General features: G+C 71.7%; 22 protein-coding genes. 6 read left to right on the forward strand and 16 right to left on the reverse strand.

The features are described 5' to 3' along the window. Positions 1-16: 16 nt before the first annotated feature. Both KI385_RS23620 and KI385_RS23625 read left to right on the forward strand, forming a co-directional pair. Positions 17-928 carry an ABC transporter ATP-binding protein gene (locus KI385_RS23620; RefSeq protein WP_238574140.1) on the forward strand — a complete coding sequence of 304 codons (912 nt, stop codon included), beginning with the start codon at positions 17-19 and terminating at the stop codon, positions 926-928. A gap of 79 nt (positions 929-1,007) precedes the next feature. Further along, positions 1,008-1,727, forward strand: a complete 720-nt coding sequence (locus KI385_RS23625) for an ABC transporter permease subunit (RefSeq protein WP_238577819.1) — start codon at positions 1,008-1,010, stop codon at positions 1,725-1,727. A 35-nt stretch (positions 1,728-1,762) separates the two neighbouring features. Here KI385_RS23625 and mltG read toward each other — a convergent pair whose 3' ends face one another. The 5 genes from mltG to KI385_RS23650 all read right to left on the reverse strand — a co-directional run bounded on the left by mltG (position 1,763) and on the right by KI385_RS23650 (position 6,793). Continuing rightward, positions 1,763-2,518: an endolytic transglycosylase MltG gene (mltG, locus tag KI385_RS23630; RefSeq protein ID WP_425357089.1), complete on the reverse strand. Its 756-nt coding sequence runs from the start codon at positions 2,516-2,518 to the stop codon at positions 1,763-1,765. Positions 2,519-2,736: 218 nt separating this feature from the next. After that, complete coding sequence (locus KI385_RS23635; protein ID WP_238574142.1) at positions 2,737-4,065, reverse strand: CynX/NimT family MFS transporter; 1,329 nt, start codon at positions 4,063-4,065, stop codon at positions 2,737-2,739. 82 nt (positions 4,066-4,147) lie between these two features. After that, positions 4,148-4,858 (reverse strand): FadR/GntR family transcriptional regulator, encoded by a 711-nt coding sequence (locus KI385_RS23640; protein ID WP_238574143.1) that lies wholly within the window; start codon positions 4,856-4,858, stop codon positions 4,148-4,150. A 200-nt stretch (positions 4,859-5,058) separates the two neighbouring features. After that, positions 5,059-6,462 (reverse strand): diaminopimelate decarboxylase, encoded by a 1,404-nt coding sequence (gene lysA / locus KI385_RS23645; RefSeq protein WP_238574144.1) that lies wholly within the window; start codon positions 6,460-6,462, stop codon positions 5,059-5,061. A gap of 16 nt (positions 6,463-6,478) precedes the next feature. Further along, positions 6,479-6,793: an SAV_915 family protein gene (locus KI385_RS23650; protein ID WP_128508189.1), complete on the reverse strand. Its 315-nt coding sequence runs from the start codon at positions 6,791-6,793 to the stop codon at positions 6,479-6,481. 290 nt (positions 6,794-7,083) lie between these two features. On the opposite strand from KI385_RS23650, the gene KI385_RS23655 reads away from it, so the two are divergent. Next, positions 7,084-8,022 carry a MerR family transcriptional regulator gene (locus KI385_RS23655; RefSeq protein ID WP_238574145.1) on the forward strand — a complete coding sequence of 313 codons (939 nt, stop codon included), beginning with the start codon at positions 7,084-7,086 and terminating at the stop codon, positions 8,020-8,022. Here KI385_RS23655 and KI385_RS23660 read toward each other — a convergent pair. Further along, positions 8,012-8,935: a LysR family transcriptional regulator gene (locus KI385_RS23660; protein WP_238574146.1), complete on the reverse strand. Its 924-nt coding sequence runs from the start codon at positions 8,933-8,935 to the stop codon at positions 8,012-8,014. The two genes, KI385_RS23655 and KI385_RS23660, sit on opposite strands and share 11 nt — an antisense overlap. 170 nt (positions 8,936-9,105) lie before the next feature. Then, the gene (locus tag KI385_RS23665; RefSeq protein ID WP_238574147.1) at positions 9,106-10,686 is read right to left on the reverse strand and encodes an MFS transporter; all 1,581 of its coding nucleotides are present in this window, start codon (positions 10,684-10,686) and stop codon (positions 9,106-9,108) included. Positions 10,687-10,868: 182 nt separating this feature from the next. Here KI385_RS23665 and KI385_RS23670 point away from each other — a divergent pair, with 182 nt between their 5' ends. Both KI385_RS23670 and KI385_RS23675 read left to right on the forward strand, forming a co-directional pair. Continuing rightward, entirely contained in the window at positions 10,869-11,972 is a 1,104-nt protein-coding gene (locus KI385_RS23670) for an Lrp/AsnC family transcriptional regulator (protein ID WP_281066895.1), read from the forward strand. Between the two features lie 8 nt (positions 11,973-11,980). Then, complete coding sequence (locus KI385_RS23675; protein ID WP_238574148.1) at positions 11,981-12,745, forward strand: rhomboid-like protein; 765 nt, start codon at positions 11,981-11,983, stop codon at positions 12,743-12,745. Here KI385_RS23675 and KI385_RS23680 read toward each other — a convergent pair. From KI385_RS23680 to KI385_RS23720, 9 genes are all read right to left on the reverse strand, one after another. Continuing rightward, a complete protein-coding gene (locus KI385_RS23680; RefSeq protein ID WP_238574149.1) occupies positions 12,733-13,548 on the reverse strand; it encodes an HAD family hydrolase in 816 nt (271 codons plus the stop codon). The genes KI385_RS23675 and KI385_RS23680 overlap by 13 nt on opposite strands. After that, positions 13,545-14,834: a serine--tRNA ligase gene (serS, locus tag KI385_RS23685; protein ID WP_238574150.1), complete on the reverse strand. Its 1,290-nt coding sequence runs from the start codon at positions 14,832-14,834 to the stop codon at positions 13,545-13,547. Before serS ends, KI385_RS23680 begins: the two co-directional genes overlap by 4 nt. A gap of 711 nt (positions 14,835-15,545) precedes the next feature. Next, positions 15,546-16,472: a prephenate dehydratase gene (gene pheA, locus KI385_RS23690; RefSeq protein ID WP_238574151.1), complete on the reverse strand. Its 927-nt coding sequence runs from the start codon at positions 16,470-16,472 to the stop codon at positions 15,546-15,548. 179 nt (positions 16,473-16,651) lie between these two features. After that, positions 16,652-17,980: an iron uptake transporter deferrochelatase/peroxidase subunit gene (gene efeB / locus KI385_RS23695; RefSeq protein WP_238574152.1), complete on the reverse strand. Its 1,329-nt coding sequence runs from the start codon at positions 17,978-17,980 to the stop codon at positions 16,652-16,654. Then, positions 17,980-20,049, reverse strand: coding sequence for a copper resistance CopC/CopD family protein (locus KI385_RS23700; protein WP_238574153.1), 2,070 nt, complete (start codon positions 20,047-20,049; stop codon positions 17,980-17,982). Before KI385_RS23700 ends, efeB begins: the two co-directional genes overlap by 1 nt. A 100-nt stretch (positions 20,050-20,149) precedes the next feature. After that, positions 20,150-20,596: a copper chaperone PCu(A)C gene (locus KI385_RS23705; protein WP_238574154.1), complete on the reverse strand. Its 447-nt coding sequence runs from the start codon at positions 20,594-20,596 to the stop codon at positions 20,150-20,152. Continuing rightward, a complete protein-coding gene (locus KI385_RS23710) occupies positions 20,593-21,237 on the reverse strand; it encodes an SCO family protein (protein ID WP_238574155.1) in 645 nt (214 codons plus the stop codon). The genes KI385_RS23705 and KI385_RS23710 overlap by 4 nt, the downstream gene beginning before the upstream one ends. 108 nt (positions 21,238-21,345) lie before the next feature. Further along, positions 21,346-22,131: a YcnI family copper-binding membrane protein gene (locus tag KI385_RS23715; RefSeq protein ID WP_238574156.1), complete on the reverse strand. Its 786-nt coding sequence runs from the start codon at positions 22,129-22,131 to the stop codon at positions 21,346-21,348. Positions 22,132-22,244: 113 nt separating this feature from the next. Continuing rightward, a complete protein-coding gene (locus tag KI385_RS23720) occupies positions 22,245-23,108 on the reverse strand; it encodes a hypothetical protein (RefSeq protein WP_238574157.1) in 864 nt (287 codons plus the stop codon). A 269-nt stretch (positions 23,109-23,377) separates the two neighbouring features. On the opposite strand from KI385_RS23720, the gene KI385_RS23725 reads away from it, so the two are divergent. Then, positions 23,378-23,875 (forward strand): ATP-binding protein, encoded by a 498-nt coding sequence (locus tag KI385_RS23725; protein WP_128508177.1) that lies wholly within the window; start codon positions 23,378-23,380, stop codon positions 23,873-23,875. Positions 23,876-24,042: the final 167 nt, after the last annotated feature.

Genomic DNA, 24,042 nt, shown 5'->3' on the forward strand with positions numbered 1-24,042 from the left:
GGAATGGGCTGCGCCCATGAGCACTCTTTCGATCGACCATGTCTCGCGCTGGTTCGGCAATGTCGTCGCCGTCAACGACATCACGATGACCATCGCCCCCGGCGTGACCGGGCTGCTCGGCCCCAACGGCGCCGGCAAGTCCACCCTCATCAACATGATGGGCGGCTTCCTCGCCCCCTCCAACGGCACCGTGACCCTCGACGGGACGACGATCTGGCGCAACGCCGGCATCTACCGCCACATCGGCATCGTCCCGGAGCGCGAGGGGATGTACGACTTCCTCACCGGGCGGGAATTCGTCGTCACCAACGCCGAGTTGCACGGCCTCGGCCGGGCGGAGGCGGCCAGGGCGCTGGCCACCGTCGAGATGGAGTACGCCCAGGACCGCAAGATCTCGACGTACAGCAAGGGCATGCGGCAGCGCGTGAAGATGGCGTCCGCGCTGGTCCACGACCCGTCCGTGCTGCTGCTCGACGAGCCGTTCAACGGGATGGACCCGCGCCAGCGGATGCAGCTGATGGAGCTGCTGCGGCGGATGGGCGACCAGGGCCGTACGGTCCTGTTCTCCTCGCACATCCTGGAGGAGGTCGAGCAACTCGCCTCGCACATCGAGGTGGTGGTGGCCGGCCGGCATGCCGCGTCCGGTGACTTCCGTAAGATCCGCCGGCTGATGACCGACCGCCCGCACCGCTATCTCGTCCGGTCCGACAACGACCGGGCGCTGGCCGGTGCGCTGATCGCCGACCCTTCGACGTCCGGTATCGAGGTCGACCTCGCCGAGGGCGCGCTGCGTATCCAGGCGGTCGACTTCGGCCGCTTCACCGAACTCCTGCCGCGGGTCGCCCGTGACCACGGCATCCGCCTTCTGACGGTCTCGCCCTCCGACGAGTCGCTGGAATCCGTCTTCTCCTACCTCGTAGCGGCCTGAGGCCAGAAAGGAGCCCTGACGCATGTCCACGACCACTCCGACGGCCCCGCCCGCGCCCGCCGGCGCGCCCAAGGCCTCGCTGTTCCACCCGACCGTCGCCCGGCTCACCTACCGCGCCCTGCTCGGCCGGCGGCGGGCCCTGATCCTCTTCGCGCTGCCCGCCCTCCTGGTGGTCATCGCGGTGGCCGTCCGCATGCTGGCCGGCGCCGACGATTCCACCGCCGGCGGCATCCTGGGCGGCTTCGCGCTGGGCACGATGGTGCCGCTGATCGGCGTCATCGCCGGTACGGGCGCGATCGGACCGGAGATCGACGACGGCTCGGTGGTCTATCTGCTGGCCAAGCCGGTGCCCCGGCCGACGATCATCCTCACCAAACTCCTGGTCGCGATAGGCGTCACGGTCGCCTTCTCCGCCGTCCCCGTTCTGCTCGCCGGCTTCCTGCTCAACGGCAACAGCCAGCAGATAGCGGTGGGGTACGCCGTGGCGGCGGCCGTCGCCTCGGTCGCCTACAGCGCCCTCTTCCTCCTCTTCGGCACGATCACCCGGCACGCCGTGGTGTTCGGCCTGGTCTACGCCCTGGTCTGGGAGGCGCTCGTCGGCACCCTCGTCCCGGGCGCGAAGACCCTCAGCATCCAGCAGTGGGCGCTGGCGGTCGGCCAGAAGGCGGCCGCGGAGGGCGCGATCATCTCCGATGTCCAACTGCCGCTCGCCATCGGCCTGTTGGTGGCCCTCACGGTCACCGCCACCTGGTACGCCGGCCGCCGGCTGAAGGCGCTCACCCTGGCGGGCGAGGAGTAAGGCCCCGGCCGGGCGGCGGAGCCCCACCCCGTCGCCTAAGCGCCGCCCCCACCGCCACTGCCGCCGCTCTTCTGCAGCGCGTTGAACTCCCTGACGTTCCGCAGATGCTCCTGGTAGTCGGCGGTGAAGCGGGTGTCGCCCGGTTTGACGGTGACGAAGTAGAGCCAGTCGCCGGCGGGCGGCGCGCCGGCCGCCTTCAGCGCGTCCGCCCCGGGGTTGTCGATCGGGGTGGGCGGCAGGCCCTCGCGCTTGTAGGTGTTGTACGGGCTGTTGGTCCTGGTGTCGGCGTGGCTGGTGTTGAGCGTGCTGCGGCCCAGCGCGTAGTTGATCGTCGAATCCATCTGCAGCGGCATGTTCCGCGCGAGCCGGTTGTCGATGACCCGGGCGACCTTGCCCATATCGGCCGGCCGGTCCGCCTCGGCCTGCACGATGCTGGCGATCACGACCGTCCGGTAGGAGGCGATGCCGTCGTCGGCGAGCCGCTGATTGGCGGTTTTGACCATGTAGGCGAGCAGCGAGGCCGGAGTGGTGTCCGAGCTGATCGGATAGGTCGCCGGGAAGAGATAGCCCTCAGGATTGCCCTTCGCCTCGGCCGGCAGCGTGAGATGCGCGGTCTTGGCGGCCTTCGCGGTGGAGCCCTTCGGCAGATGCAGGGCCTTGTCGGCGGCGGCGTAGATCTGCGTGGCCCGCTGCCCCTCCGGCACGGTCAGCTTCTCCCCGTGCTCCGGCCCGCGCAGCAACCGCGGCAGGAGCAGCACGGCGAGGATCACCAGGACACACAACACGGCCACAAGAATGAGCCGGCCGGCGCGGGAGGGCCGCGGTCCTGACCGGCGAACGGTGCGCTGAACATCGCTCATGAGGGCACGGTAGGCCACGACCCCAGGGCGGTGGGACGGCTATCCCTGGATCGATGCCGACAACGGAGATCGTTCACCAAGTCGTCATGCGGTGCCCACCCGCGGCGCCGCCGGGACGCGGACGACGGGCCGACCCCGGCCTTTCCGCGTTACGCCTTCCCCTCGCCCCCGCCCGAGCCCCCGGCCCCGCCCCTGGCCCTGTCCCCGTCCCCGATCCGCCGATCGCGCCCCGCGCCCGTGCCCAACAGGGCCAGACCGGCGCAGACGGCGAGCAGCAGCACGAGGGGGACGGTCCAGCCCTGAGTGGCCTGGTGGACGGCGCCCAGGACCAGGGGGCCGGCGGCGGCGAGGAGGTAGCCGCCGGTCTGGGCCATGCCGGAGAGGCGGGCGGCGGTGTGGGCGTCGCCGGAGCGCAGGACCATCATCGTCAGGGCCAGGCCCAGCGCGCCGCCCTGTCCGACGCCGAGGAGCGCGGCCCACAGCCAGGCGCCGGCCACCGGTGCCACCAGCAGACCGGTGACGCCGCAGGCCATCAGCGCGGAGACCGCCACACCCAACAGCCGCTGACGTCGCATCCGTCCCGCGAGCATCGGCACCACGAACGAACCGACCATCTGCAGCAGCGTGCTGAAGGCGAAGACCAGACCCGCCTCGCCCTTCCCCATGCCGTGGTCGGTGAAGATCGTCGGCATCCAGGCGATGACCACGTAAGCGATCAGGGACTGCGAGCCCATGAAGAGCGTGACCTGCCAGGCCAGCGGGGAACGGCTCAGCCGCGGACCGTTCGCGACGGAGTGGACGGGCGTGGCCGCGGCGGCGCCGTGCGGTGTGCCCCGGCGGGCCATGAGCGTCTGTGGGATCCAGACGACCGCGGCGACGGCGGCCAGCAGGGACCAGGAGACCAGCGAACCCTGCCAGCCGCCGAGCGCGTTCTCCAACGGGACCGCGGAGGCGGCCGAGACCGTCGCACCAAGGATCATCGCGGTCGAGTACAGGGCCGTCATACCGGCGGCCCGATCCGGGAAGTCCCGCTTGATCAGGCCCGGCATCAACACGTTCAGCAGGGCTATCGAGGCGCCGACCACCGCACATCCGGCGAACAGCGCGACGGCCGGCGGCGCGATCCGCAGCACGATCCCGCCGCACAGCGCCACCAGCGCCCCGCACAGCACCGCCTCGGTGCCCCAGCGGCGGGCCAGCTTCGGCGCGACGGTCGAGCCCAGGCCCATGAAGATCAGCGGGATGGTCGTCACCAGACTGCTGGCGGTCGCGGCCAGATGGAAGTGCGCGCCGATCTCACTGAGCAGCGGCGAGACCCCGGCCAGCGCCGCCCGCATGTTGAGCGCCGCGAGCACGATCCCGGCCATGACCAGGGCCGGGTGGGCCCGTAGCCGGCGGCGGGCCGTGACGACCGGTGGCACCGCGACCAGATCCTCCTCGGCGTCGATCAAGGGAGCTTCGGACCTGGGCGCAGACATGCGTGCGTACCTCGTCAAGGGTGCGTGGTTTCAAGGAGGTTGGGGGAGGGCGGGGGCTTGCCCACAACCGTGGGTCGGCCGCTCAGCGGGCGGCCAGCAGGGCCTCCACCGCCCGTTTCGGCTTCTCCAGCAGTTCGCGGGTGGCCCGCTCCGCGGCCTCGGGGTCGCCCGCCGCGATCGCGTCCAGGACGGCGCGGTGATCGCCGTGCACGATCTTCGGCATCGCGTGGTCGTCGAGCGAGCTGACCAGCGCCTCCCGCACCGAACTGCTGAACCAGCCGTAGGTCGCGGTGAGCGCGGTGTTGTGCGCGGCCTCGACGACGGCCGTGTGGAAGGCGATGTCGTGATCGGCGTAGAGCTCCAGGCTGCCGGAGTCGGGCGCTCCCTCCGCGTCCGCCAGCGCGGCCTGGGCGTCCAGAGCCGCCCGCATCCGTGCCAGGTCGGCGGGCCGGTGCCGCAGCGCGGCCAGCCGGGCGGCCTCCGCCTCCAGGGCGATCCGCAGTTCCAGGACGTCGCGGATACCGGCCCGTTGGACGCCGCGCATGATGTCGCCCGGGTCCGCCGTGGAGACCACGAAGGTGCCCTCGCCCTGCCGTGAGCGCAGCATTCCGGCGTGGACGAGTACCCGGATCGCCTCGCGGACGGTGTTACGGCCGACCTGGAGCTGTTCGGCCAGGGCATGCTCGGTGGGGATCCGGGACCCGACCGTCCATTCACCGGCGGTCAGTTGGGACCGCAGGGAATCGACGACGGTGTCCACGAGTGATTGCCGTCCCGCTGCGCGCAGCGCCATGTCCGCCGTCCTGCCTGTGTCGATACCGCTGTGTCGATACCGCTGTGTCGATACGTACGTATGCACCTGCCGTGCAGTGCCGATGTGCACGACCCTGCCCGGTTGCCCAGTCATCCTACAACCAATGGATGCAGTATGCACAGAACTGGGCCGAGGAGCCCAGAGGCCGCCGAGGGGCCCCTGAGCTCCTCACCAACCCCTTACAACCCGATATCCCGCTCCTGAATGTCCGCCAGCGATTCCCGCCGTACGAGAAGGCGGGCCTGCCCCTGGGTGACCGCGATGACCGGCGGGCGGCCGACGAGGTTGTAGCCGGAGGCCATGGAGAGGTGGTACGCGCCGGCGACCGGGACGGCCAGCAGGTCGCCGGGGCGGATATCGCCGGGCAGTTGGGCGTCGGCGGCGAGCACATCGCCGGCCTCGCAGTGCCGGCCGACGACGGTGACCGGTTCCGGCGCGGCGGCCGAGCTGCGGCCGACCAGCCGGGGCGCATAGCGCACCCCGTACAGCGCGGGCCGCGGGTTGTCGCTCATCCCGCCGTCCACCGCCACGAACGTGTGCGCGCCGGTGCGTTTGACGGACAGCACCCGGTACAGCACGACACCGGCCGGACCCGCGATGGCGCGGCCGGGTTCGACGGCGAGCCGTGGCACCGGCAGTCCGGCCGCCGCGCAGCCGCCCGCCAGTTCGGCGCGGATCTTGGTGCCGAGGGAGGCGATGTCCAGCGCGGGCTCGCCGGGGCGGTAGGCGACGCCATGGCCGCCGCCGAGGTCCAGCTCCGGCAGTGTGATGCCGTGCTGCTCATGGATCCGGGCCAGCAGGCCGACCAGCCGTCGCACGGCCGACAGATACGGCTTGGTGGTGGTGATCTGTGAGCCCAAGTGGCAGTGCAGGCCGACCAGTTCGAGACGGGGCTGACTGAGCACCCGGGCGATGGCGTGCTGTGCGGAACCGTCGGCGATCGACAGCCCGAACTTCTGGTCGTCGGTCCCGGTACGGATCTTGGCGTGGCCGCCCGCGGCGATCCCGGGCACGACTCTGATCAGCACCCTCTGCCGGCTGCCCGCCGGGACCGCGGCGGCCAGCCGGGCTATCTCCGAGGTGCTGTCGATGACGATCCGTCCGACGCCGAGCCGGAGCGCGGCCCGTAGGTCGGCCGGGCTCTTGGCGTTGCCGTGCAGCACGATCCGCTCGGGCGGAAAGCCGGTGGTGACGGCCAGCTCCAGCTCACCGGCGGAGCAGACGTCCAGGCCCAGGCCCTCCTCCTGCACCCAGTGCACCATGGCGCGGCACAGGAAAGCCTTGGCCGCGTAGAAGACGTCGGCGTCGGGGAAGGCCCGCAGATAGGCGCGGCAGCGGTGGCGTACCTCGTCCTCGTCCAGGACGTAGGCGGGGGTGCCGAAGCGGTCGGCCAGCTCGGTGAGCGGGACCCCGCCCACGGCGAGGTCGTCGTGGCCCAGTGGCGCAGCGGACGCGGGCCAGATGGACGGCGGTTCGCCCGGCCGCGCGGCGGCGGTGCGAGGTGGGGGCGCCACGGTGGTGGCCGGCGGCGGGGCAGCGGCCCCGCGGGTGGTCCGGGTCTGGGGCAGAGTGCTGTGGCTCATGGTGGTTGCCCCTCCCTCAGACGGCCTGTAGGTGGTGCCTACGGGAAACTTCGGGGGCGAGCCGGGGATCGACGGTCAGGACGGTCGCTCCCACGGGTTCGGCCAGCGCACGCAGCGCGGGCTCGGAGAGCCTGACCCAGGGCTGGCCGCAGCCGAGGGCCGCGGCGAGCCGCTGTGGTGAGGTGAAGCCGACGGCGGTACGGCCGCCGAGCGGAGTGCGGAACAGGCGGGCCGTGCAGCCCGCGGGGCCCGACCGGACGGGGACGAACAAAAGCCCGGCCGGGACTCGATCGGCAGGCTCGGGATCTTCCGCGTAGAGATGGTGGGACACGGCGTTGCTCCTCGAACGGGACATCGGCGGCCCCGGACCGGTGAATGACGCGTACGCCGGGGCTCGCGCTCTGACGCTATGCCCGGGGAACGGGGCACTCCGCCGGTCGCTGACGCGTCATTGACGGTTTCTGGACGCTACTTGACGCGATGCTGCCGTCCGGTGGCCGATTGTGCGGCGGTGGTGACGCCGGGGCGCGGCCCGGCCGGTCCGGCTGCGGTCGGGTTCCCCGTGTGTGGACCGCCGCGCTTGACCTTGACACTGTGGAAAGCACTCCACTGGAAGGCGTCATGTTCACCATCGGAGACTTCGCCCGGTACGGCCGTGTGTCGGCCCGCATGCTGCGCCATTACGACGCGATCGGGCTGCTGCGCCCGGCCCGTACCGACCCTGTCAGCGGCTACCGCTTCTACGAAGCGGCCCAGCTCGCCCGACTGAACCGCATCATCGCGCTCAAGGATCTCGGATTCAGCCTCCAGCAGGTGGGGGCGATCCTGGACGAGCAGGTGAGCGTGCCGGAACTGCGCGGCATGCTGCGGTTGCGGCAGGCGGAGCTGGAAGAAGCGCTGACGGCGGCCGGTGCGCGGCTGGCGCAGGTCGAGGCGAGGCTCCGGACGATCGAGAGTGAGGGACGCATGTCTGCCGACGATGTGGTGGTCAAGCGCACCGAAACGGTCCTGCTCGCGGAGCTGAGCGGCATCGCGGCCAGTTACGGGCCCGAAGACATCGGCCCGGTCATCCAGCCGCTCTACGACGAGCTGTGCCGGCGGCTGGCGGCGGCGGGGGTGACCGCCGCGGGGCCGGGGCTGGCGTACTACGAGGACGTACCGGAGGAGAGCACAGGAAGCACAGGAAGCACAGGGAGCGCAGGAAGCACGAACGGCGGTGGCAGCGACGCCGTGGTCGTCCACGCGGGCATGGTGGTCACCCCGGAAGCCCTGGCGAAAGCCGGCGCCAAGACGGACGGCAGCAGCTCCGGCCGTTCCGGCACCCCCACCCCCACCGGCCTCGGCTTCGACGTCGTCACCCTCCCCGGCCTCGACTGCGCCGCCACGGTGGTGCACCACGGCCCGATGAGCCGGATTCTGCCGACCGCCCAGAACCTCGCGCACTGGATCGACGCCAACGGCTACCGCTCCGCCGGGTACGCCCGTGAGCTGTATCTGGAGTGCCCGCCGGATCAGGAGAAGTGGATCACCGAGATCCAGGAGCCGGTGGTCAGGGCCTGACGCCGGGCACGGTCTCCTCGCCGTCCAGACAGGCATTGACCGTCTCCGCGAACGCCACCGCCGCCGGGCTCAGCGCCGCCCACTGGCGCACCGCCCAGCCCGTGGCCAACGGGGGCAGTGCGGCGATCGGCACCAGCCGCAGGGCCGGGTGGGCGGTGGTCCGCAGGCCCGGCGGCCGGGGGACGACGGCCGGGCCGACGCCGAGTTCGGCCAGCAGCAGCGCGGTGTCCCAGTCGGCGACGCTGGTGGTGCTCGGGGGCGGGACCGGGCCGGAGTCCCGGTGGCTGAGGTGTCCGTCGAGGCGCATGCGGGAGGTGGAATTCTCCGGCAGCCGGATGTGCCGGATGCCGACCAGCTCCTCGGGCTCGATCCGCTCCCGTGCGGCGAGCGGGTCATCGGCGCGTACGGCGAGCACCCACGGCAGGCCGATCACCGGATGCTGCTCTATGCCGCGAACGGGCGGGCCGATGGTGATCCAGGCCAGTTCGGAGCTGCCGTCCGCGACCGCCTCGAAGCAGCGGCGGCTGGAACTCTCGGTCTGGAACTCCAGGTTGACGTGCGGATGGCGGGCGCGGAAGGTGACCACCGCATCGGACATGAAGTGCCGTACGGTCGTCGCGCCCGTCGTCACCCGGACCGTGCCGCCGTCGCCGGCGCGCAGATCGGCCAGCCGGCGCAGCGCCAGTTCCAGCCCGCTGAGGCCGTCGGCGGCCGCGCGGTGCAGGATCCGGCCGGCCTGGGTCGGTGCCACACCGCGCGGCCGGCGCTCCAACAGGACGATGCCCGCGGCGCGTTCGAGGCGTTTGACGCGCTGGCTGACGGCCGACTGGGTGCATCCGAGATCGCGGGCGACGGCGCTGAGATTGCCCGCCTCGCACACGGCCACGAAGGCGCGCAGGTCATCGAGGGTCACCGGCGTACGGTAGCGCGCCAACCCAAGCCATAGCTAAGGGATTTGGTAGGAGATCCGAGGATTGACTTGGGTGTGGGAGGCCGCGAAGATCGTCGTAGGGCCCAGGGCGGCAACCCGGAACCGCGTACGGCCGTACGGTTCCGGGTGCCGACCCGCCATCCGTGATCCGGTTACGCACCCCCGGAACGGGCCACGCCATCCACGCCGGCCGCATCCCGCCCGCCGCCGTCTCCCGCCGTCCCCTGCCGTACCACCGCCAGGACCAGCAGCCCGCCGGCCACCGCCACCATCCCCGAGAGCAGCATGATGTCCGTCAGCCCGGAGACGTAGGCGGCGCCGACGGTCCTACGGGAGGCGCCGGGCCGCAGGCCGTGCAGGGCGGTGGTGAAGACGGTGCCGAGGACCGTGATGCCCAGTGCGTAGCCCAGCTGGCGGAAGGTGTTCACGGCGCCGCTCGCCATGCCCGCCCGCTGCGGTGGCGCCGCACCGAGCGCCGCCGAGACCAGGACCGGCATCGCCATCCCGATGCCGAGCCCGCTCACCGCGAGCCCGGGGACCAGCACCGCCCAGCCGGATCCGTCGTCGAGCAGCGCGTACGACAGCAGCACACCCGCCCCCGTCAGCAACAGACCGACGCCGACCGGGAGTTGGGGTGCCATCCGCTGTAGCGCCCGGCCGCCCAGCGCGCCGACCAGCAGGGACATCAGCGCCATCGGCGTCACCGCCAGGCCCGCCTGCACCGGGCTGAGGCCCAGGATGTTCTGCACCCACAGCCCCACGAACGTCAGATACGGGAACGCCGCGGCCTGCAACAGCAGCGCCGCCGCCATCAGCGCCGCGAACGACGGCCGGCGCAGCAGCCCCAGGTCGAGCAGCGGCCGGCGCACCCGCCGCTCGACGGCGAGGAACACCAGCAGCGCGAGCGCCGCGCCCACCAGCGAGGCGAGCGTCCCGGACTCCGTCCAGCCCTGCTCGCCGCCGCGCATCAGCCCGTACGTCAGCGCGCCCGCGCACGCCGTGAAGGACACGGCACCCGGCCAGTCGATCCGGGCGATGGGGGTCTCCCCGACCGAGTTCGTTCGAGGGTGGGGGAGGTCGCCGTACGACTCATGGACCCGGCGCAGCGTGATCCACACCGCGAAGGCGGTCAGCGGCAGATTGACCAGGAAGATCGCCCGCCAGTCCAGATACTCGGTGAGCAGGCCGCCCAATACGGGGCCGATGGCGGCCGCGGCACCGCTGGTACCGCCCCAGACGCCGAACGCGACACCGCGGTCCCGGCCCTGGTAAGCGGCCATCAGCAGCGGGGTGTTGGTGGCGAACATCGCGGCCGCACCCACGCCCTGGACCGCGCGGGCCGCGACCAGGATGCCCGCGTCCGGGGCCAGACCACAGGCCAGCGAGGCGAGTGCGAACAGCGTCAGCCCCGCCACATACAGCCGGCGCCGCCCGAAGAGGTCCGCCGCCGAGCCGGCGACCATCAGCAGCGCGGCCAGCGCCAGCGCGTAGATGTCCAGCACCCACTGGAGCGAGGTGAGGGAGGCGCCCAGGCCGTCGGCTATCCGGGGCAGCGCGGTGTTCACGATCGTCACATCGACCAGCAGCAGGAAGTTGCCGAGGGTGATGGCGGCCAGTGGCCACCACTTCCCCGCCGGTCCCGCCGCCGGTCCGGTGGCCTTTGTGTCAGGCTCCCCATCCGCGTCCGGCATCCGGCCGGCCACCGCGGTCCCCCGCTCGGGTGCGCTGTGCATGATTGCGTCCTCCACTCGTGCTGCCGACCCGTATCGCCGAGGTGCCGGCGACCGGTTTTGGTGCTGCGTCATGGCGTGTTCCGACGACGCGGCACGCCGACGCCACCGTGCGGGCCGCACCGGTTGCGGTCCCAGCCACCTCGCTCCCGGCGGCGCAATCCGACACGCGCTAGCCTCGAACGGTGAAAACCGACGGGAAGCCCGACGGTAGGGCTCAGGGGAAGGCCCACGGGAAGGCCACCGGCCGTCCCGCCGGCAGTCCCACCAGCAATGTCGCCGGCGCCCCCGCCGGCTTCGACGACCTCGACCGCCGGCTCGCGCATGCGTTGCAGCTCGACGGCCGGGCACCGTTCAGCCGGATCGCCGCGGTGCTCGGGGTCTCCGACCAGACCGTCGCCCGGCGCTACACCCGGCACCGCACCACCGGCGCGCTCAAGGTGCTGGGACTGGCCGACGCACGGGCGCTCGGCGAGATCGAATGGCTCGTACGGGTCCAGTGCGCGCCGGAGGCGGCCGCCGGCGTCGCCGAGGCGATGGCCCGCCGCTCGGACACGTCCTGGGTCAGTCTGATGTCCGGTGGCACCGAGATCGCGGCGGTCTGCCGCGCGGCGAGCAGCGAGCACAGCGATGCACTGCTGCTGCAGAGGCTGCCGCGCACCCCCAGCGTCGTCGGCATCACGGCGCACTGTCTGCTGCACGAGTTCTACGGCGGCCCACAGGGCCTGATCAGCAAGTCCGGTGCGCTGACCGACGAGCAGATCGCCCGTCTGAGCCCGCCACCGCCGGATGTGGACCCGGCCGCCGTCCCGGTGGCGCTCAGCGACGCCGACCGCCGGCTCTTCGACGCGTTGGCCCGTGACGGCCGTACGCCACTGGCCGAGCTCGCCGCCGTCACCGGCTGGTCGCCCACCACCGTCCGCCGCCGGCTCGCCGAACTGCGCACGGCCGGTGTCCTGTACTACGACGTCGACTACGACCTGCGGCAGTTCGGCCATGGCGTGATGGTCGCCCTGTGGCTGTCCGTCGCGCCCGCCGAACTCGCCGCCACCGGCGAGGCGTTGGCGGCGCACCCGGAGGTCGCCTTCGCCGGCGCCACCACCGGGCCGAACAACCTCTTCGCCTCCGTACTGTGCCGGGACGTCGGCGCGCTCTATACGTATCTGACGACCCGGGTCGCGGCGCTGCCCGGCGTACGGACGATGGAGAGCGCGCCCCGCATCCGGCACATCAAGGGCGCGGGCCCCCTGGTCGCCGCGTCCCCCGCCGCCCCGGGACGGCGCCGATGAGGCCGCTGATGGAGCCGTCGCGCGAGAGCGGGTCGCCGCGGCCGGGCAACCCCGTGGCCTGGGTGCGGGACTGGGTGCGAAGCACTCCCGGCACCCACATCTGGCTGCTGATCATCGGCATCACCAGCCTGGTGATCGCCTCGGCCTCCGAGGGGCTGGAGCAGTTCCTCGTCCACCGCACCAGCAGCAATATCCACGAGCTGAACGAGCATCCGCTGCCGTCGCTGCTCATCAGCGGTTTCTGGATCGAGCGCCCGTCGTCGTTCCTGCTGTATGTGGTGATGTTCGAGCTGCTGCACGCCAACGTCGAGCGCTGGCTGGGGACCTGGCGCTGGCTGCTGACCGTCGGCGGTGCGCATGTGGCCGCGACCCTCGCCAGCCAGGAACTCGTCCTGCTGGCCATCGAGGGCCACGAGCTGCCGCGCTCGATGACACATGTCGTGGACATCGGCGTCTCGTACGGGCTGGCGGCGGCCGCCGGTGTGCTGACGTACCGGCTGCGGCCGCCGTGGCGCTACGGCTATCTCGCCGGGGTGCTGCTGTTCTTCGGGATTCCGCTGATGACCGGCGCGACCTTCACCGACTTCGGCCATGCCATCGCGCTGACCATGGGCTTCGCGGCCTGGCCGCTGACCCCGGGGGCGGCCGCCGGGCCTGCGGGGGAGGAGGAGTACCACGAGGAGCCCACGGACCCGGCCGCCGAAGAGCCTGCCGACCGGGCCGACGCCGACCCGCCTGCGGACCGGGGTCCAACAGGCCGTCAGACGCCGTAGAGCCGCTCCAGCACCACCGCGACACCGTCCGCCTCGTTGGAGGCGGTGAGCTCGTTCGCGACGGCCTTCAGCTCGTCATGGGCATTGGCCATCGCCACACCGTGCGCGGCCCAGGCGAACATCGGGATGTCGTTGGGCATATCGCCGAAGGCGACGGTCTCCTTGGCGGTGATGCCCAGGCGGCGGGCGGCCAGCGACAGCCCGGTCGCCTTCGTCAGGCCCAGCGGCAGCAGCTCGACGATGCCCTTGCCGGCCACCGTCACGCCCACCAGATCGCCGGCGACCTGACGCGCGGCCAGCGCCAGCGCATCGTCGTCCAGCGTCGGGTGCTGGAGGTAGACCTTGTTCAGCGGGGCCGCCCACAGCTCGCCGGGGTCGTCCATCATGACGTTCGGCAGCGGGCCTTCGTGGACGCGGTAGCCGGGGCCGACCAGCACCTCGCCCTCCAGACCGTCCCGGCTGGCCGCCAGGAACAGCGGGCCGACCTCCGCCTCGATCTTGGACAGCGCGAGGCCCGCCAGCTGGCGGTCGAGCGTCACCGACGTCAGCAGCCGGTGCTCACCGGCGTGGTAGACCTGCCCGCCCTGGCCGCACACCGCGAGGCCCTTGTAGTCCAGGGCGTCGAGGATGTGCCGGGTCCAGGGCACCGCACGGCCGGTGACGACGATATGCGCCGCGCCCGCCGCGGTGGCCGCGGCGAGCGCCTGGCGGGTGCGCCCGGAGATGGTCTCGTCGTGGCGCAGCAGCGTCCCGTCGAGATCCGTCGCGATGAGCTTGTACGGGAGCGGAACCGGTGCGCTCACTTGGCGACGGGCTCCAGGATCTCCCGGCCGCCCAGGTAGGGGCGGAGCACCTCGGGGACGCGTACGGAGCCGTCCGCCTGCTGGTGGTTCTCGAAGATCGCCACGATCGTGCGCGGTACGGCGCAGAGCGTGCCGTTGAGGGTCGCCAGCGGCTGGACCTTCTGCTTGCCGCCGACGGTCTCCCGCATCCGGACCGAGAGCCGGCGCGCCTGGAACTCGTCGCAGTTCGAGGCGGAGGTCAGCTCGCGGTACTTGCCCTGGGTGGGGATCCACGCCTCGCAGTCGAACTTGCGGGAGGCCGAGGCACCGAGGTCACCGGTGGCGACGTCGATCACCTGGAACGGCAGCTCCAGACCGGTCAGCCACTGCTTCTCCCAGTCCAGCAGGCGCTGGTGCTCGGCCTGCGCGTCGTCCGGCGCGACGTAGGAGAACATCTCGACCTTGTCGAACTGGTGCACCCGGAAGATGCCGCGGGTGTCCTTGCCGTACGTGCCGGCCTCGCGGCGGAAGCACGGCGAGAAGCCGGCGTAGCGCAGCGGCAGCTTGGCCGCGTCGACGATCTCGTCCATGTGGTACGCGGCGAGCGGGACCTCGGAGGTGCCGACCAGGTAGTAGTCGTCCTTCTCCAGGTGGTAGACGTTCTCGGCGGCCTGGCCGAGGAAGCCGGTGCCCTCCATGGCGCGCGGGCGCACCAGGGCGGGGGTCAGCATCGGCGTGAAGCCGGCCGCGGTGGCCTGGGCGATGGCGGCGTTGACGAGGGCGAGCTCCAGCAGCGCGCCGACGCCCGTCAGGTAGTAGAAGCGCGAGCCGGAGACCTTGGCGCCGCGCTCGACGTCGATCGCGCCGAGCAGCTCGCCGATCTCCAGGTGGTCCTTGGGCTCGAAGCCCTCGGCGGCGAAGTCACGGATCGTGCCATGCGTTTCGAGGACCGCGAAGTCCTCCTCGCCGCCGACGGGTACGTCGGGGTGGACGAGGTTGCCGAGCTTCAGCAGCAGCTGCTGGGTCTCTTCCTTCGCCTCGTCCTGGGCGGCGTCGGCGGCCTTGACGGCGGCGGACAGCTCGCCGGCCTTCTTCAGCAGCGCGGCCTTCTCGTCGCCGGAGGCCTTGGGGATGAGCTTGCCGAGCGACTTCTGCTCGGCACGCAGCTCGTCGAAGCGGACGCTGGACGACCTGCGCCGCTCGTCGGCGGAGAGAAGCGCGTCGACGAGTGCGACGTCCTCTCCACGGGCGCGCTGGGACGCGCGCACACGGTCGGGGTCCTCACGGAGCAGGCGAAGGTCAATCACACCACCAGGCTACCGGGGCCGGGCGCCGCCACTCGACGGGATATTCCTCGGCATGTCACTTTGCCCGTTTTGAGGTTATTTATTCCCTCAGGGGGGCGGGAGGGGACGAGTGGGGGTGAGAGGGGAAAAGCGTACGGGGAATTCGCGCGCATTCCGTGGGGCGGGGTGCCCGGCGCGAGGTATTCGCGATGTCCGCGATGGGGGTTTTCGCGCTGTCCGTGCCGGGTGATCCACTGTGTGGACAACGGTAGTTGGGCGGGCGCCCGGGTGGTGCGCAGACCCCTGGTTTTCCCCGGGGTCCCCCTGGTTGTCCACAGGGGGCAGGGATTCCGCGACCTTTATCCACAGGCTGTGTGTGAGATCTGTGGAAGTCGGAGCTGATCATTCCGCTCCCGAAATGCTCGGCTATGGATTCCCAGTCCAAACCCCGTTCACGCACTCTTTCGTGTGGGATTGCCTCGCCCTAAAGGATTGATCACGTGAATTGTGCTGACGGTGCCCGACGTGGGGTGCTGTGGAGCGATGTGGGGTCACTAGGGCGATTTGTCGACCCTGTCCGATTCTCTTGTCGACTTACCCACAGGTCGAGAACCGGGCCTGTGGATAACTTTGTGGACAACCCACAGGCCCCTTGAATGCGCAGGTCGTGGCCTGCGGCCGACCGGCCGGGTCGTGCCCGGCGGCCCGGCCGCTGAGCACCGTGGCGTCCGCTCAGCCCCGCCCGTCCAGGCAGCGCGCCAGCCAGTCCGACGCCTCGGTGAACGCCGAGTCCGTCATCTCCGGCCGCACGCTCGCCGTGACCTCGTCCGCCCGCGGATACGAGCCGAGGAACCGCACCTCGCGGCAGATCCGCCTCAGGCCCATCAGGACCTCGCTGACCCGCCGGTCGGTGATGTGCCCTTCGCAGTCCACCGAGAAGCAGTAGCGGCCGATGCCCTCACCGGTCGGCCGGGACTCGATCCGCATCATGTTCACGCCGCGGACCGCGTACTCCTGGAGCAGCTCCAGCAGCGCACCGGGGTGGTCCTCGCGCAGCCACAGCACGACCGAGGTCTTGTCCGCGCCGGTGGGCGACGCCGGCCGGGCCGGGCGGCCCACCAGGACGAAGCGGGTGGCCGCGTTCTGTGCGTCGTGGATATCGGTGACCAGCGGCTCCAGGCCGTACGTCGCCGCCGCGAACTCGCCCGCGAACGCACCGTCGTAGCGGCCCTCCTGCACCAGCCGCGCGCCGTCCGCGTTCGAGGCCGCCGACTCCCATACGGCCTCGGGGAGTTGGGCCGCCAGCCACTTGCGCACCTGAGGCTGGGCGACCGGGTGCCCGGTCACCGTCTTCACCTCGCTGAGCGCCGTACCGGGGCGGACGAGCAGGGCGAAGGCGATCGGCAGCAGCACCTCGCGGTAGATCATCAGCGGTTCGCCGGAGGCCAGTTCGTCGAGGGTGGTGGTCACCCCGCCCTCGACGGAGTTCTCGATCGGCACCAGCGCCGCGGCGGCGTCACCGCCGCGCACCGCGTCCAGGGCGGCCGGCACCGACACCATCGGCACCAGTTCGCGGGTCGCCGCCTCGGGAAGGCTGCGCAGCGCGGCCTCCGTGAACGTGCCCTCGGGTCCGAGATACGTATAGCGGCTGGCCGACATGGATAAGGACTCCCTCGCGTAATTGCGGGGGCACCCCGCCGATCTTCTCCCTGTCCTGCCACGATACCCAGCTGTTACGGAGCCCGGGCCGGACTTCCGGTGAGTGGGCCGGTACCTCGACGGCCGGTACTCCGACGGGCCGGCGCCGCGGCGGGCCGGGATCTCGGCGGGCCGGTGCCTCAGCCCTCCAGCAGCGGCCGGCCCACGTAGCCGCCCGGCTCCGCGGCCGGCGGTACCGCGAACAGTCCGCTCGCCTCGTGCCGCAAGAACGGCGACAGCGCGTCCCCGCGGTCCAGCTTCCGCTGGACCTGGGTGAAGGCGCGCAGTGGGTCGGCCTGCCAGCAGATGAACAGCAGCCCGGCGTCCGGGGCACCGTCCTCGCGGAACCCGTCATGGAAGGAGAACGGCCGGCGCAGCATCGCCGCGCCCTGGTTCGACTCCGGCGCGGCGACCCGTGCATGCGCGTTGGCCGGGATCACCGGCAGCCCGTCCGCACCGCTCGCCTCCAGCCGCATCGGGGTGGCCTCGGAACCGCCGGTCAGCGGCGCCCCGTTGTCCTTGCGGCGCCCGATGATCTTCTCCTGGTCGTGCCGTGAACGCTTCTCCCAGTCGTCCAGCAGCATCCGGATCCGGCGGACGACGGCGTACGAGCCGCCGCGCATCCACGCCTGGCCGGCGTCCCGGCCCACGAAGATCCGCTCGTCGAAGTCCTTGTCCGACGGCTTGGGGTTGTTGGTGCCGTCGACCTGGCCCATCAGATTGCGGGTGGTCATCGGGTGCGCGGTGGCACCGGGTGTGCGGTTGAAGCCGTTCATCTGCCAGCGCAGCCGCGCGCTGCCTGCCGCGTCCTTCTGCAGCGCGCGCAGCGCATGGAAGGCGACCAGCGCGTCATCGGCGCCGATCTGGATCCACAGATCGCCGTTGCTGCGCTCGGGGTCCAGCGCGTCGGCGGAGAACTCGGGCAGCGGGTCGAGCTGTACGGGGCGCTGCTTTTGCAGGCCCGTACGGTCGAAGAAGCTGTGGCCGAGGCCGAAGGTGATGCTCAGCGACGACGGACCGGCGTCCAGCGCGACCCCCGTGTCGGCGTCCGGAGTGCGCCCGGCCATCAGCTCCTCGGCCGTCCGCGACCAGCGGCGCAGCAGCGCGGCCGCCGCCTTGCGGTCCGCGCCCGGCGCCAGGTCGAAGGCGACGAGATGCCCGCTGGCCTGCAACGGGGTGGTGATCCCCGCCTGGTGTTTGGCGCGCGCCTCCCGGAACGGGACCTCGGTCGAGCCGATGGTGGTCAGCGCCTCGTGGGCTGCGTCATGCCCGGCGGACCGCTCGGCGGAGACCCCGAGGGCGCCGCCGGCCCCGCCGACGACCAGTCCGGCCGCGCCCGCCGCGCCGACGGTGCCGAGCAGCCGGCGGCGGGAGAGCTCCACGGAGGTCTGCGGGGCGGACGCCCGCTGGGCCGGGACCTGCGGGTCCGAGGGCCGCCGGATCGGGGCTTGCTTGGGTTGCTTGCTCATCAGCCGATCTTCACGTTCTTGGTCTCGGTCACCTGGTCGATGTCGGAGGTCCGTACGAGCAGCGAGATCTGCCACTGCCCGGGGACCGGCAGCTGGACGCCGCTCGCGCGCCAGTGGCCCTTGCTGAGGTGCCCGGGGACGACCGGCAGCGGCCCGAGCTTCTTGGCCTTCAGGGTGAAGGAGACCTTCACCTCGGGGACGTCCATCGTCCGGCCCGACGGGTCGGAGAGCCGCAGCCGCAGCTCATTGGCGCTGCCGCTGCGCCCGGGGTCGAGGTCGAGCCGGGCGGTGCCCTTGCCGCGCGGACCGCCGGTGTCGAACGGGATGGTCAGCACCTGCGGCTGGTTGGCCGCGGCGGACCGCCCACCCGAAGCGGCCTTGACCGCCTCCTCCGTACGGGCCGGCTCGGTCGCGGTCAGCGCCGTGGTCACCACGAGCAGGACGACGGCGACCGCCGCCTCCGCCAGCACGGACCGGCGCAGCCCCAGCCGCACCGGATCCGCGTCGCGCAGCCGCTTGGTACGGGCGGTACGCAACGCGGCCTGCTGCCGGGCGAGTTGGGCGGCGCGGGCGGGGTCGGGGGTGGCGGCGGAAGCGGTGGAAGCGGCGGAAGCGGCCGGGACGGAGACGAGCTCCTTCTCCGGGGCCGTGTCTTCGGGGGCCGTGTCCTTCTCCGCCTCGGGCGCCGCTTCCGCTGGTTCCGCTTCCGCCTCAGCGTCCGTGTCCTCGGCGTCCGCCTCCGGCACTCGGCCCTCCGGCGCCGTCACCTCCGCCAGCCGCCCCGTCCACCGCCGCGACATCCAGGCGATCCCGACGAGGACCACGACCAGGCCCACCTTGATCAACAGCAGCCGCCCGTACGTGGTGTCGGTCAACGCGCGCCAGCTGCCGACCTGCCGCCAGGACTGGTAGCTGCCGGTGGCCACCAGCACCACCACGGAGCCGAACGCGATCCGCGAGAAGCGGCGTACCGCGGCCCGCTCGACCGGCGGCCCCCAGTACAGGGACGCGACCAGCGCCGCCAGCCCGCCGAGCCAGGTGGCGACCGCGAGCAGATGCAGCACATCGACGGGCATCGCGACGGCGGTCTGCAGACCTGTCGAAGCGTGCTCGGCCATCGCCCAGGTCGCGGCGAGTCCGGCGGCGACGATCACTCCGCCGATGGCGAGCCCGAGGGTGAGGTCCTTGCGCCGCTTGGCTTCCTCCGCGGCGTCCATGGCGTCCGCGGCGTCCTCGTCCGCCTCCGCCGGTTCCTGCGCCCGCGCGTACGCCCCGAAGAGCACCGCCACGAACAGCGCCGCGGCGGCGAGCAGCAGCAGCCGGGAGACCAGCGCCGCGCCCGGCTTGGTGATCAGGACCTGCTGGAGCCCGCCGAGGTCGAAGACATCGGCGAGATCGCCCGACCCGGTGTACGGGGTGCGCAACAGCAGCATCGCGAGGGTGGTGGCGGTCAGCGCCGCCCAGCCCTGGACCACCAGCCGCTGTACGGACCGTACGAGGGCGGCGGCGGGCCGGCAGGCCACCACGAAGGTGGCGCCGCCGGCCAGCAGCACGAACCCGGCGTAGGCGAGGTAGCGGGCGATGCCGTAGAGCGCGCCCACCAGACCGCCGCCGGCCTCCTGTTGGGGGACCGGGGCGGTGGTCTTGGAGGGTGCGCCGACGGAGAAGGTGAAGGCGCCGGAGACCGGGTGGCTGTCGGCGGAGACCGCCTGCCAGGCGACGGTGTACGTACCGTCGCGGAGCCCCGACGGCAGCCCCGCGCCGTATTTGACGATGCTGTCGCTGCACAGGTTGCGCAGCTTGCCGCGGTCCACCCGTTTGCCCTGCGGATCCAGGACCCGAATGGAGTCGTCGCCCATCGCCACGCCCTCGGAGAAGGTGAGCGTCACCTGCTCGGGGGCCTGGTCGACCACCGAACCCTGCGCGGGGGTGCTGCCGGTCAGCGCGGCATGTGCGGAGGCCGGGACGGCACCGCCGAACAGCCCGCCGAGCAGCGTGGCGGCCAGCGCCGCCACGACGATCAGCAGGCGCAGGGCCGACCGTCGCGGTCGAAGCCCGGTGGTGACCATAGTGATCGCTCCCCTAACTTCCGTTGCCGTTGCTGCCTGTGACGCCCACTGCTTCTCTGCTTCGCTACATCGCTGCTTCTCTATATCTCTGCTTCTTCGGCTACTTCTTCGGCGCGTAGTCCGCGGCCTTGACCGGGACCTCCACCTTGATCGGCTTGGCGGTGGCGAAGTGCAGCTCGATGGCGACCTTGTCGCCCTTGACCGGCTTGTTCTTCAGGCCCATGAACATCAGATGGTTGCCGCCTCGGCCGAGCTCAAGCTCGCCGCCTGCGGGTATCGCCAGCGAGTTGACCCGCTCCATCTTGTTGCCGACGGTCTTGTGGATCGAGATGTCCTTGGCCAGGTCGCTGGTGACCGAGGTGAGTTTGTCGGCGGCGCCACCGCTGTTCTTGACGGTGAAGAACGCGCCGGCCATGTCCTGGGTGACCGGCTGCGGCATGTAGGGGTCGGCGACCTTGAGCTGTGGTGCCAAGTCGCCGCCGCAGCCCGCCAGCGCGAGACCGGCGGTGAGGGCGAGGGCGGCGGCGAGGGTGGTGCGGCGGTTCACGGGTTCTGTCCCTTGACGATCTTCGGAAGTGCCTTGGTGTAGTTGTCGGAGGTGGCCTCCTGCATGCCCATCCAGTGGATCTTGTCGTCCTTGGGAGAGCTCAGCAGAACCTGCGCGCCATGGGTGGAGACGACATCGCCGTTCTTCTTCTTGACCGGCTTCTCGATGCCGATGTTCACGCTGCGCGCGCCGGCCTGGATGGTGTCGAACGTGCCGGTCAGGCCGGTGAAGTCCTTGTTGATGCCGCCGAGCCACTTCTTGAGCGCGGCCGGGGTGTCCCGCTCCGGGTCGGAGGTCACGAAGACCACCCGCAGATCCTTCTGCTCGGCCTTGGGCAGCTGCTTCACCGCGACCGCGATGTTGGCCATCGTCAGCGGGCAGACGTCCGGGCAGTGGGTGTAGCCGAAGTAGATCAGTGTCGGGTGGCCCTTGGTCTTCTCCAGCAGGTCGTACTTCTTGCCGTTGGAGTCGGTGAGGACCAGGTCCGGCTTCTCCAACGGGCTGTCGAGCGTGACGATCGGCTTGGAGGTCGTGGCACCGGAGACCACGGCGGCGGGCTTGCCGTCGTCGTCGCCGCAGGCGGTCAGGCTGAGGGCCGCGGCCGCCGTGAGGGCGGACGCGAGCAGGGTCCTTCTACGCATTGCAGATAAATCCCGTGTGTCGGATCCCGTTCGTCCGGGAAATCGGATCCCGTTCGTCCGGGAAAAGGTGCCGGGCCGGCGCGGGTCGGGCGCCGGCCCGTCCGGTGGTCAGGCGTTACGGCGCCGGCCGGCGAGCACGCCGAAGCCGACTCCGACGATGCCGACGACGATGCCGATCGCGCCCAGGACACGCGCAGTGGTGTCACTCGTGGAGCTGTCCGCGGCCGCGGCAGTCTCTTTGGCGCCGTCCTTGGCGCCGTGCTTGTCGTCCGCGCCGGCGGCGCCGTGTCCGTCCTCGCCGGTCGCCGCGGTGAGCTTGAGCACCGGCGCCGGGTTCTCCGGCTCCGGGGCGCCCTCCTTCGTCGGCTCGATCCAGCGCACGACCTCCTTGTCGTCGTACGTCTGGAGGGCCTTGAAGACGAGCTGGTCGGCGTCCTCGGGCAGCTGCCCGACGGAGAGCGGGAACTGCTGGAACTGGCCGGGCTCCACGCCCTTGCCGTCGGCGGTCCAGGTGATCTTCGAGGGCGCCTCGGTGATCTTCTCGCCCTCCATCTCGACCGGCTTGGCGAGCTTGGCCTTGGTGACCGATACCTTCCAGCCGGGCACCGGCTGCGGCATGACGGACGCCAGCGGGTGGTCGGTCGGCAGCGTGACCTCAAGCTTCACCGTCGAGGCGTCGTCCCGCTCATTGGGGACCTTGAAGTTGACGGTCGCGTAGCCGCCCTTTGCGGCCTCGCCGGGCTGCACGCTGACGTGTGCGAAGGCCGGGCCGGCGAGCAGCAGCACACTGCCGACCGCGATCCCGCCCACGAGCGGCAGCCGCCGCCCGAGCCGCCGCGCCCGCGAAACGTCCGACTGCTGCGACTGCTGGGCCATCTGCGAAAACTCCGACATCGAAAAACACTCCACAGGAAGGAGAAAGGTGCTGGTGACGGTGGGGTGAGTGGCACGCGCGGCGACGGCGCGCGAGCCCGTACCCGTCCTGTGGGAGCGTGCTTCGCGTGACGTCAGGCCGCGAGGGCCAGGGTGGCCAGGGAGGGCGGTCCTCGCCTGACGACACTGTGGTGGAGCGCGGGGTCCTTCGGGCCGCGTTTGTCATCCCCGTACGAAACGGGGGCGCGCAGCGCCTCGTCGTGCGCCGCACCGAGCCCGGCGAGCAGGGAGCGAACGAGCGCAAGCGCCCCGCGCACCGCGCCGACCAGCGTGTGTACCGCGATCTCGTACGCCGCCGGAGTCGACAGCCGGACCAGCCGCCACAGCGCCACCTCGCCCCGCCGCAGCAGCCAGCCGACCGCGAGGGCGGCCAGCAGATGCCCCAGCAGCATGGGCAGCGACGGCAGCAGAACGTGCGCCACCGCCGGGTCGGTGGCCGTGCCACCGGCCGTGGTGTGCCCCGCCGGTGCCGTCATGCCGGCGGCGGAGGCAGTGCCGAAGCCGCCGGAGCCGAGGATCCGGCGCGCCTCCGCGCCGTCCACCCGCCCGGTGCCGAGCCCGCACATCACATGCCGGGCGATGCTGATGGCGGCCTGATCGGACAGCCCGCCCACGCGGCCGTTACCGGTGCCGCTCATCGCGGCCGTCGGCATCGACGTCGAGCACTGGCCCCACGAGTACAGCGAGTGCAGCGTGAGCTGGCCCACGGCGAGACCCGCGGCGATCCCCGGCAAGGAGCGTTCCCGCCCGGCCAGCGGGGCCGCGACCGCGAACACCACGGCGGCGGCCACACCCAGCGTCCACAGCGGGACCGCCGCGCACGAAGCGGCCATGTGCCCGGCGGCGGACAGCGCGACACAGACCGCGGTGAACACCGCGGCCCTCAGCAGTCGCAGATCGGCGGCTGCGCGCGCTGTGGAGGCGGGCGGGGCAATCATGGCCGCGCCATCATCCCACTGCGCTTATGGATCTCCCACGGCAGGTACGGCACCTTCGAGGGCAGCAGCAGAGGGGAGGGGGCGCCTACCAGGGCGTCCGAGGTACCGGCCGGGGCGCGCGACGGCGCATGCCCGGCGCTTCGCCTACACCGGTGCGCTCACTCTTCGCATCCGCCGAATGAGCGGTATCACGTCCCGGACATGCTTACGGACCTTGTGGCGCGGCAATAGGTATCGGTATGTCGAGCCGCGGCCAGGAGGCTGGAGCGATGAGCATCTGGTGGTCACTCCATTTGCGGCGTGAGGCTGCAAGCGTGCCGCTCGCCCGTCGTCTGCTGCTGGGCACGATGGAGACAGCCGGCGTCGACCCGGACATCTGTTACGACCTGTCGGTGGCGCTCTCCGAAGCCTGCGCGAACGCCGTCGAACACGGCGGCGACGCGGCCACCGAGGACTACCGCGTCACGGCCTTCATCGACGGCGACACCTGCCGTATCGAGGTCACCGACTCGGGCCCCGGCTTCCGCACCAGCCCCGAGCCCTCCGCCCCACCCCATACCGCCACGGACCGCGCCCCCACGCCGGCCCCCGTGCCCGCCCCCGCGCAGGCCCCCGCCTTCGCCGAGGACGGCCGGGGGCTCTTTCTGATCGAGGCCCTCACCGACCACGTGCGTTACCGCAACCGCACGGGCCGCTGCGGCGCGGTGGTCAGCTTCGACAAGATCCTCAAGTGGCGCGAGGGGGCGGCGCTGCCGATGGCTTCGTAAGGGGAGCAAGGCAAGATACGGGCTCTGACCTGCGGAAACGGTCAACCCCGCGAGATGCCGGCATGGGTGCAGACTCCCCGCAGATGCCCGTGCACGCGCTGCTGAAGGCGTCGTGACCAGGTCGTCTCGGGCGGACTGTGACGGCGGGGCGTGACGGCGGATGGCTG

The sequence above is a fragment of the Streptomyces inhibens genome (genome assembly GCF_022221585.1).
GTDB classification, from domain to species: Bacteria; Actinomycetota; Actinomycetes; order Streptomycetales; family Streptomycetaceae; genus Streptomyces; species Streptomyces inhibens.